General features: G+C 73.5%; 7 protein-coding genes and 1 tRNA gene. 1 reads left to right on the top strand and 7 read right to left on the bottom strand.

Going from position 1 to position 9,475, the window contains the following annotated elements:
* Nucleotides 1-45: 45 nt before the first annotated feature.
* From rho to ACFWEG_RS26530, 7 genes are all read right to left on the bottom strand, one after another.
* Nucleotides 46-2,076 carry a transcription termination factor Rho gene (rho, locus tag ACFWEG_RS26560; RefSeq protein WP_387219975.1) on the bottom strand — a complete coding sequence of 677 codons (2,031 nt, stop codon included), beginning with the start codon at nucleotides 2,074-2,076 and terminating at the stop codon, nucleotides 46-48.
* Nucleotides 2,077-2,463: 387 nt separating this feature from the next.
* Nucleotides 2,464-3,381 (bottom strand): homoserine kinase, encoded by a 918-nt coding sequence (gene thrB, locus ACFWEG_RS26555; RefSeq protein ID WP_387219972.1) that lies wholly within the window; start codon nucleotides 3,379-3,381, stop codon nucleotides 2,464-2,466.
* Nucleotides 3,382-3,608: 227 nt separating this feature from the next.
* A complete protein-coding gene (gene thrC, locus ACFWEG_RS26550) occupies nucleotides 3,609-4,670 on the bottom strand; it encodes a threonine synthase (RefSeq protein ID WP_387219970.1) in 1,062 nt (353 codons plus the stop codon).
* 3 nt (nucleotides 4,671-4,673) lie between these two features.
* A complete protein-coding gene (locus ACFWEG_RS26545) occupies nucleotides 4,674-5,981 on the bottom strand; it encodes a homoserine dehydrogenase (protein ID WP_387219978.1) in 1,308 nt (435 codons plus the stop codon).
* A 177-nt stretch (nucleotides 5,982-6,158) separates the two neighbouring features.
* Nucleotides 6,159-7,550 carry a diaminopimelate decarboxylase gene (gene lysA, locus ACFWEG_RS26540; protein WP_387219966.1) on the bottom strand — a complete coding sequence of 464 codons (1,392 nt, stop codon included), beginning with the start codon at nucleotides 7,548-7,550 and terminating at the stop codon, nucleotides 6,159-6,161.
* Between the two features lie 22 nt (nucleotides 7,551-7,572).
* The gene (nrtL, locus tag ACFWEG_RS26535) at nucleotides 7,573-8,571 is read right to left on the bottom strand and encodes an ArgS-related anticodon-binding protein NrtL (protein ID WP_387219964.1); all 999 of its coding nucleotides are present in this window, start codon (nucleotides 8,569-8,571) and stop codon (nucleotides 7,573-7,575) included.
* Between the two features lie 68 nt (nucleotides 8,572-8,639).
* A complete protein-coding gene (locus ACFWEG_RS26530; RefSeq protein WP_387219962.1) occupies nucleotides 8,640-9,083 on the bottom strand; it encodes a response regulator in 444 nt (147 codons plus the stop codon).
* 296 nt (nucleotides 9,084-9,379) lie between these two features.
* On the opposite strand from ACFWEG_RS26530, the gene ACFWEG_RS26525 reads away from it, so the two are divergent.
* Nucleotides 9,380-9,451 (top strand) — tRNA-Arg (locus ACFWEG_RS26525).
* Nucleotides 9,452-9,475 lie beyond the last annotated feature (24 nt).

Raw genomic sequence — 9,475 nt, 5'->3', positions numbered from 1 at the left:
GTCGTGTGCACGACGGGGGCGGCCCGGTCAACTGCGGTGCTGTGCCTAGTCGTTGCCGTTGCCGGCCGACGGGGTCGTCTTGGCGATCTGCATCAGGAACTCGGCGTTCGACTTCGTCTGCTTCATCTTGTCGAGGAGCAGCTCGATGGCCTGCTGCGAGTCCAGGGCGTGCAGCACCCGGCGGAGCTTCCACACGATGGCGAGCTCCTCGGAGTTCAGGAGGATCTCCTCCTTGCGGGTGCCGGACGGGTCGACGTCGACCGCCGGGAAGATCCGCTTGTCGGCGAGCTTCCGGTCGAGCTTGAGCTCCATGTTGCCGGTGCCCTTGAACTCCTCGAAGATCACCTCGTCCATCCGCGAGCCGGTGTCGACCAGCGCGGTGGCGAGGATGGTCAGCGAGCCGCCGTCCTCGATGTTGCGCGCCGCACCGAAGAACCGCTTCGGCGGGTACAGCGCGGTGGAGTCGACACCACCGGAGAGGATGCGGCCGGAGGCGGGGGCGGCCAGGTTGTAGGCGCGGCCCAGACGGGTGATCGAGTCGAGCAGGACGACCACGTCGTGGCCCAGCTCCACGAGGCGCTTGGCGCGCTCGATGGCCAGCTCGGCGACGGTGGTGTGGTCCTCGGCGGGGCGGTCGAAGGTCGAGGAGATGACCTCGCCCTTCACCGACCGCTGCATGTCGGTGACCTCCTCGGGACGCTCGTCCACGAGGACGACCATGAGGTGGCACTCGGGGTTGTTGCGGGTGATCGCGTTGGCGATCGCCTGCATGATCATGGTCTTGCCGGTCTTCGGCGGGGCCACGATCAGACCGCGCTGGCCCTTGCCGATCGGCGACACCAGGTCGATGATCCGGGTCGTCAGCACGCCCGGGTCGGTCTCCAGGCGCAGCCGGTCCTGCGGGTAGAGCGGGGTGAGCTTCTGGAACTCCGGGCGGCCGCGGCCGGAGTCGGCCGCCATGCCGTTGGAGGAGTCGAGGCGCACCAGCGCGTTGAACTTCTCGCGGCGCTCGCCGTCCTTCGGCTGCCGGACCGCGCCGGTGACGTGGTCGCCCTTGCGCAGGCCGTTCTTGCGGACCTGGGCGAGCGAGACGTACACGTCGTTCGGGCCCGGCAGGTAGCCGGAGGTCCGGATGAACGCGTAGTTGTCGAGGATGTCGAGGATGCCGGCGACGGGGATCAGGACGTCGTCGTCGTTGACCTGCGGCGGGGCGTCCTGGAAGTCGTCGCGGCCGCGGCGGCCCCGGCGGTCGCGGTAGCGGCCGCGGCGGCCGCGCCGGCCCTCGCCGAACTCGTCGTCGTCGATCGGACCGTTGTTGTTGTTCTGCTGGCCGGAGTTGCCGCCCTGGTTCTGGCGCTGCTCCTTGCGCTGGCCGCCGCCCTGCTGGTCGTCGCCCTTGTTGCCGCGGTCGCGGCGGTTGCCGCGCTCGCCGCGGTCGCGGCGGTTGCCGCGCTCGCGGCGGCCGCCCTCGGCGTTGTCCGCGGCCTGCTCGGCGCGGTTGCCGCCGCCGTCGCGGTTCCCCTCGCGCTCCTCGGCGCGGTTGCCGTCGCGGTTCTCGGTCCGGGCCGGTGCCTCGGCCGTGACGGTCGCGGTGGCGGTGCTCTCGGCGGGCGAGCCGGCCTGGGCGGTGGCGCGGCGCCGGCGGCGCTCGCCGACCGGCTGCTCGTCGCTGGCCGGCTGGCCGGGGATGTCGATCTGCTGCTGCGCGGCGGGGGCGCTCTCCGCGGCGGGCGCGGGGGCCTCGGCCTCGGCGGTGCGGGCCTTGGAGGTGGCGCGGCGCTTGGGCTTCTCGGCCGGCGCGCCCTCGGCGGCCGGGGCGGCGGCCTTGGGCCCGCCGGAGGCGCCCTGGGCCTCCTTGATGGTCTCGATGAGCTGGCCCTTGCGCATCCGGCCGGTGCCCTTGATGCCGAGGCCGGAGGCGACCTGCTGGAGCTCGGCGAGGACCATGCCCTCCAGGCCGGTGCCGGAGCGGCGCCGACGGGTCGCGGGCGCGGCGGAGGCGTCCGCGCTGGACGCGGCGGCAGTGTCGACAGGCTTGTCGGCAGTCACGCCCATCAGATCGGTGGTGTCGCTCACGAAGGGTCCTTCCCTGGAGCGGACGTCGGCCTGTCTGGCTCGGCGACCGGTTGTGCTGTCCGGCGGCGGTCCTGCGTACGGACCACGCCGGAGCGGTGGTCCGCCGGTACGGCGGAGAATGGGGCTGATGACGACGGGCCCGGAGCCGCGGCACCGCGGTACGGCGGTGTCACTGGACTCGGTCTCGCCGGTTCCGGAGCGTGCTCGTGGCGACTCGACACGGATTGCAGAGCTGCTGGGGAGGCTCCCGGAAGAAATGTGGTCCCGAAGGGGGACGCGACGCACCGCGCCGTGAAGACGATGGGTGCAGACCTGAGGTTAACACTACCGGATCCCACTCACATTCCCCCTCTTTCCGACCGGTCTCCGGGCACCGGGCGCCTGACGTCAGGCACCCAGCGGCAGGACGCACGCGCCGCCCGCGTCCAGGGCGAGCCGGTCGGCGGCCCAGCCCTCGCCCGCCAGGGCGGCGACCTTCTCGGCGCTCTCCTCGTCGGTCAGCGCCAGGACCGTGGGACCGGCGCCGGAGACGACGGCGGGAACGCCGTCGGCCCGCAGCCGGTGGACCAGGGCGAGGCTCTCCGGCATGGCCGGGGTCCGGTACTCCTGGTGGAGCCGGTCCTCGGTGGCCGGCAGCAGCAGCTCCGGGCGGCGGGTGAGCGCCTCGACGAGCAGGGCCGCGCGGCCCGCGTTGGCCGCGGCGTCCACGTGGGGGACGCGGCGCGGCAGCAGCCCGCGCGCCTCCTCGGTGAGGACGGGCCGGCCGGGGACGAAGACCACCGGGACGACGGACGCGGCGGGGTCCATCCGGATCGCCCGGGCCGCTCCCCCGTCCATCCAGGACAGGGTGAAGCCGCCGAGCAGGCAGGCGGCGACGTTGTCGGGGTGGCCCTCTATCTCGGTGGCCAGCTCCAGGAGCGCGGTGTCGTCGAGCCTGGCGTCGCCGCCTATGGTCACGGCGCGGGCGGCCATGATGCCGGCGCAGATGGCCGCCGAGGACGAGCCGAGGCCGCGGCCGTGCGGGATGCGGTTGGCGCAGACGACCTCGAGGCCGCGCGGCTGACCGCCCAGCAGGTCGAAGGCGGTGCGGAGCGACGACACGAGCAGGTGGCGCTCGTCGCGGGGCAGCGTCTCGGCGCCCTCGCCCGCGATGTCGATGTGCAGCCCGGCGTCGGCGACGCGGACGACCACGTCGTCGTAGAGGCCCAGCGAGAGGCCGAGGGAGTCGAAACCCGGGCCGAGGTTGGCGCTGGTGGCGGGGACGCGCACCCGGACGGCGGCGGCACGAAACGCAGGACCGGCCATCGCTCGATGACACTCCTTGGAATTTCAGGGATGTGCAGAACCCGGGGGGCCGCTGGCGCGGCGGTGCCGCGGCATATGCGGCGGGCGGGTGAAGTACAGCCTAGCGAAGGAAGGTTCGGTGTCGACACAGGGCGCACGGGAGGCGCACGATGCGTGTCGTATGCCTACCCGTGCGCCCGGTTATGTCCACCGGAAATTTTACGCGCGCGGCGTGTTCCCGGACCCGCTCAGCGGACCAGGCCGAGCTTCTCGGCGGCGGCGGCCGCGTCGACCGGGACGGTGACGGGCTGCGGGGCGCCAGCGACGGCCCAGTCGGGGTCCTTGAGGCCGTTGCCGGTGACCGTGCAGACGATCTTCTGGCCGGGGTCGACCTTGCCCTGCTCGGCCGCCTTCAGCAGACCCGCGACGGACGCCGCGGACGCCGGCTCGACGAAGACGCCCTCCTGGGAGGCGAGCAGCTTGTAGGCGCGCAGGATCTCACGGTCCGTCACCTCGTCGATGAATCCGCCGGACTCGTCGCGGGCGGCCAACGCGTAGTCCCAGGAGGCCGGGTTGCCGATGCGGATCGCGGTGGCGATCGTCGCGGGGTCCTTGACGACCTCGCCGCGCACCAGCGGGGCGCTGCCGGAGGCCTGGAAGCCCCACATCCGGGGCGTCCGCCGCGCGACGCCGTCCTTCGCGTACTCCTGGTACCCCATCCAGTACGCGGTGATGTTGCCCGCGTTGCCGACGGGCAGGACGTGGACGTCGGGGGCGTCGCCGAGGGCGTCGACGATTTCGAACGCGGCCGTCTTCTGGCCCTGGATGCGGACCGGGTTGACCGAATTGACCAGTGCCACCGGGTAGTTGTCCGACAGCGAACGGGCGAGGGTGAGGCAGTCGTCGAAGTTGCCGTCGACCTGGAGGATCTGCGCGCCGTGCACGAGCGCCTGGCCCATCTTGCCGAGCGCGATCTTGCCGCGCGGCACCAGGACCGCGCAGACCATCCCCGCGCGCACCGCGTACGCGGCGGCCGAGGCGGAGGTGTTGCCGGTGGAGGCGCAGATGACGGCCTTCGCACCCTCCTCCTTGGCCCGGGTGATGGCCATCGTCATCCCGCGGTCCTTGAACGACCCGGTCGGGTTCGCGCCCTCGACCTTGAGGTGGACCTCGCAGCCGGTGCGCTCGGAGAGCACCTGGGCCGGGACGAGCGGCGTGCCGCCCTCCCGGAGGGTGACGACCGGCGTGCTCGCGCTCACCGGAAGACGGTCGCGGTACTCCTCGATGATGCCGCGCCACTGGTGGGTCATCGCTTACTCCCCTTCAACCCGCATGATGCTGGCGACACCGCGCACGGTGTCGAGCGTGCGCAGCGCGTCCACGACCCGGGTGAGGGCCGCGTCCGCCGCGCGGTGAGTGACGACGACGAGGGAGGCCTCGCCGCCGGATTCCTGACTGTCCGGCCGGCCCTGCTGGCGCACGGTGTCGATGGAGACGCCGAGCTCCGAGAAGACCGTGGCCACCTGGGCGAGGACGCCCGGCTTGTCGGCCACGTCGAGGCTGATGTGGTAACGCGTGACCACGTCGCCCATGGACGAGACGGGCAGCTGCGTGTAGACGGACTCACCGGGCCCCGTTGCCTGGTTGAGCTGGTTCCGGCAGACCGCCACGAGGTCGCCGAGCACGGCCGAGGCGGTCGGCGAACCGCCGGCGCCCGGACCGTAGAACATGAGCTGACCGGCGGCGTCGGCCTCGACGAAGACGGCGTTGTAGGCGCCGCGGACGGAGGCGAGCGGGTGGGTCAGCGGGATCATCGCCGGGTGGACGCGGGCGGTGACGGACTCGCCGTCGGCGGCGCGCTCCAGGATGGCGAGGAGCTTGATGGTGCAGCCCATGCGGCGGGCGGAGGCGAAGTCGGCCGCGGTGACCTCGGTCATGCCCTCGCGGTAGACGTCGTCGAGGCCGACGCGGGTGTGGAACGCGATCCCGGCGAGGATCGCGGCCTTGGCGGCGGCGTCGAAGCCCTCGACGTCGGCGGTCGGGTCGGCCTCGGCGTAGCCGAGCGCGGTGGCCTCGTCCAGCGCCTCGCTGTAGCCGGCGCCGGTGGAGTCCATCGCGTCGAGGATGAAGTTCGTGGTGCCGTTGACGATGCCGAGCACCCGGTTGACCTTGTCCCCGGCCAGGGACTCGCGCAGCGGCCTGACCAGCGGGATCGCCCCGGCGACGGCGGCCTCGAAGTAGAGGTCGCGGCCGTGCTCGCGGGCCTTCTCGTACAGCGCGGGGCCGTCCTGGGCGAGCAGCGCCTTGTTGGCGGTGACGACGGACGCGCCGTGCGCGAGGGCGGTGGTGATGAGGGTGCGGGCGGGCTCGATGCCGCCGATGACCTCGATGACGACGTCGATGTCGCCGCGTTTGACGAGCGCGGTGGCGTCGGTGGTGACGAGCGCGGGGTCGATGCCCTCGCGCACCTTCTCCGGGCGGCGGACCGCGACCCCGGCGAGCTCGACCGGGGCGCCGATCCGGGCGGCGAGGTCGTCGGCGTGCGTCGTCATGATGCGCGCAACCTCTGAGCCGACCACTCCACAGCCGAGCAGCGCCACCTTGAGCGGACGCGTACGCATCATGCGACCTACGCCTTTCATCGAGTCTTCTCCGGGCTTCCCTCAGGTCCGCCCGGCCGGTCCCCACAGTCTTCGCGGTGGACCAAGTCTCACCCACCGGACGCCGTATTCCGACCTCCGTCCGGTGGATGAGACGGCTATCTCATCGTGGAACACCCCGTCCGCGGGACGGAGCCGTCAGCCGACGTCGAGCCGCAGGAGATCTTCCTCCGTCTCGCGCCGGACGATCACGGTCGCCGCGCCGTCCCGCACCGAGACGACCGGGGGCCGCAGCGCGTGGTTGTAGTTGCTGGCCATCGCCCGGCAGTACGCGCCGGTGGCGGGCACGGCGACCAGGTCGCCGGGGGCGAGGTCGGCCGGCAGGAAGGCGTCGCGGACGACGATGTCGCCGCTCTCGCAGTGCTTGCCGACCACCCGGGACAGCATCGGCTCGGCGTCCGAGGTCCGCGAGACGAGCGCGACGCTGTACTCGGCGTCGTAGAGCGCGGTGCGGATGTTGTCGGACATCCCGCCGTCGACGCTGACGTACGTCCGCAGCCCGTCGAGCGGCTTGACGGTGCCGACCTCGTAGACCGTGAAGGCGGTCGGGCCGACGATCGCGCGACCGGGCTCGACGGAGATGCGCGGGCTGCGCAGGCCGGAGGCCTCGCACTCGCGGGTGACGATGTCGTGCAGCGCCTTGGCGATCTCCTGCGGCTCGCGCGGGTCGTCGTCGGAGGTGTAGGCGATGCCGAGGCCGCCGCCGAGGTCGATCTCGGGCAGCTCGACGCCGTGCTCGTCGCGGACGTCGGCGAGCAGTCGGACGACGCGGCGGGCGGAGACCTCGAAGCCGGCCATGTCGAAGATCTGCGAGCCGATGTGGCTGTGGATGCCGGTCAGTTCGAGCCCGTCGAGCTTGAGCACCCGGCGGACCGCCTCGGCCGCCTGGCCGCCGGCGAGCGCGAGGCCGAACTTCTGGTCCTCGTGCGCGGTCGCGATGAACTCGTGGGTGTGCGCCTCGACGCCGACGGTCACCCGGATCATCACCCGCTGCCGCCTGCCGAGCCGCTCGGCGGTGTGCGCGACGCGGGCGATCTCCTGGAAGGAGTCGAGGACGATCCGGCCGACGCCGGCCGCGACCGCCGTCTCGATCTCGTGCGCGCTCTTGTTGTTGCCGTGGAACGCGATCCGCTCGGCGGGCATCCCCGCGGCGAGCGCGACGGCCAGCTCGACGCCGGAGCAGACGTCGAGGTTGAGCCCCTCCTCGTGCAGCCAGCGCACGACGGCCTTGGAGAGGAACGCCTTGCCCGCGTAGAAGACGTCGGCGTCCGCGCCGAAGGCGTCGGCCCAGGCGCGGCAGCGGGCCCGGAAGTCGTCCTCGTCGAGGACGTAGGCGGGGGTGCCGAACTCCTCGGCCAGGCGCGTCACTTCGATGCCGCCGACGGCGACGGCGCCGTCGGCGCCGCGGGTGACCGTGCGCGACCACACCTTCGGGTCGAGGGCGTTCAGGTCGGCCGGCGGGGGTGTGTAGTGGCCCTCGGCGATGACGTCGGCGTGGCGGGGGCCTGCGGGGTGTGCGGAACGGCTCATCGGCTGGTGTCGTCTCTCTCGCTCACAGGTGTTCGGGTGCGCTGACGCCGAGCAGGGACAGGCCGGCGGCGAGCACCGTCCCGGCGGCCTCGGCGAGGGCGAGCCGGGTGCGGTGGCCGGCCGAGGGTTTCCTGTCGCCGAGCGGGAGCGCGGTGTGCTGGAGGTCCAGTACGGCGTCGGCGATCACCACGAGGTGGCGGGCGAGGCGGTCGGGGGCGTGCAGACGGGCGGCGGCGGCGAGGGCCGTGGGGTGGTCGGCGAGGGCCGTCGCGAGGGGGGCCGCGTCGGGGTCCGTGTCCGGGCCCGTGTCCGCGCCGGGCTGCTCGGCGGGGGCCAGGCCGAGGGCGGCGGCGTTGCGGAGGAGGGCGCGGGTGCGGGCGTGGGCGTACCGGACGCGGAACAGCTCGTTGGCGTCGGTCTGCGCGAGGAGGCCGGCGGTGCGGGGGCGGTCGCCGGCGGGGGTGGCGAGCAGCGCCCAGTGGTAGGCGTCCGCGCCGAGGAGGGTCTCGGTGGCGTCCGGGCCCGCGGGGACGGGGCGGAGGGTGGCCTCGGCGGGGGACGCGGCGTCCCTGACGTGGACCTGCCCGCCCTGCGTGGCGGCGAGGCGGGCGACGACCGCGGCGAGCAGTTGCGCGCGGGCTTCGCGGGGGACGCGCAGTTCGGCGGTGACGCCCTGGAGCGCGTCGCCGTGCCCGTACGCCGGGCCGAGCCGTCGGATCTGCGCGGCCACGTCGGGGCGCTCGGCGAGCGTGATGTTGAGGAAGCCGGGCCCGGTGACGTCGACGCGGGCGACGGCGGGGTGGGCGCCCAGGTGGGGGCGGAGGATGTCGGCGACCTGGCGCGGGTCGCGGCCGGCGGCCTTCGCGAGGCGCAGCGCGACGCCGGTCGCGTAGTCGCCGTGGCCGCCGGGGCGGGGGCGCTCGACCGGTGCGGTCTCCGGGACCGGCGCGCTCAGCTCGCCCGCGTCGACGGCGCGGCGCACGGCGCCGCACACGGTGCGGGAGAGCTCTGCGGGGGTCACGGAGCCAGGGTAGGCGAGAAGGGGGGTCTCCCCGCGAACCGGTTACCACAATCGTCCGCGATGCGGACTCAGACGGTGTGGTGGCCGGCGCGCTCCGCGGTGGGGAGGACCGCGGGCTCGCCCGGGCCTTCGATCCGGTACGCGACGGCGGCCGGCCTGCCGCGGGCGGCGAGCCGCCGGACGAGGTGGACCAGTTCGGCGGGCTCGAAGGGCTTGGCCAGGAAGCCGTCGACGTCGCGCTCGACGCCGTCCGCCGGGTACGCGGGGTCGTACTGCGTGGAGGCGCTGATCATCGCGAGCGGGATGTCGCGGAAGCGGGGGTCGGCGCGGAGCCGGGCGGCGGTGCGGACGCCGTCGAGGCGGGGCATCACCACGTCGAGCGTGATCACGTCGGGGCGCACCTGCTCGACGATCTCCAGGCACTCGGCACCGTCGGCCGCGGTCACGACCTCGAAGCCCTCCAGCTCGAGATTGACCCTGATCAGCTGCCGGATGACCTTGTTGTCGTCCACAACAAGCACCCGACCCGACACGCCCGGCACACCCCCGAGAGTAGGCCGCGGCCCGGCCCGCTGTCCGACTTTTGACGACTTCCGTCCTGCGTGGGGGAGCGCGGCCGCCTGCTGCGCGCCGTTCGCCGCGGCCCCGCCCGGGCGAGCCCGGCGCGCGCGAACCGGACCTCCCACCCTCGGCCCGTGCCACCCGCCCCCACCCCTTCCCACCCCCGGCGCGGCCCCCGTAACCCGTTCCCATCCACCCACCCGCACCTGGTAATGTTCTGCACGTCGCCACGCACCACGGCGACAACGCCCCCGTAGCTCAGGGGATAGAGCATCGGCCTCCGGAGCCGGGTGCGCAGGTTCGAATCCTGCCGGGGGCACTTCGCGAGAAGTGCCGAAGAACC

The organism is Streptomyces sp. NPDC060194, assembly GCF_042728285.1.
GTDB lineage: Bacteria > Actinomycetota > Actinomycetes > Streptomycetales > Streptomycetaceae > Streptomyces.
This window is presented reverse-complemented; position numbering and strand designations above follow the sequence as displayed.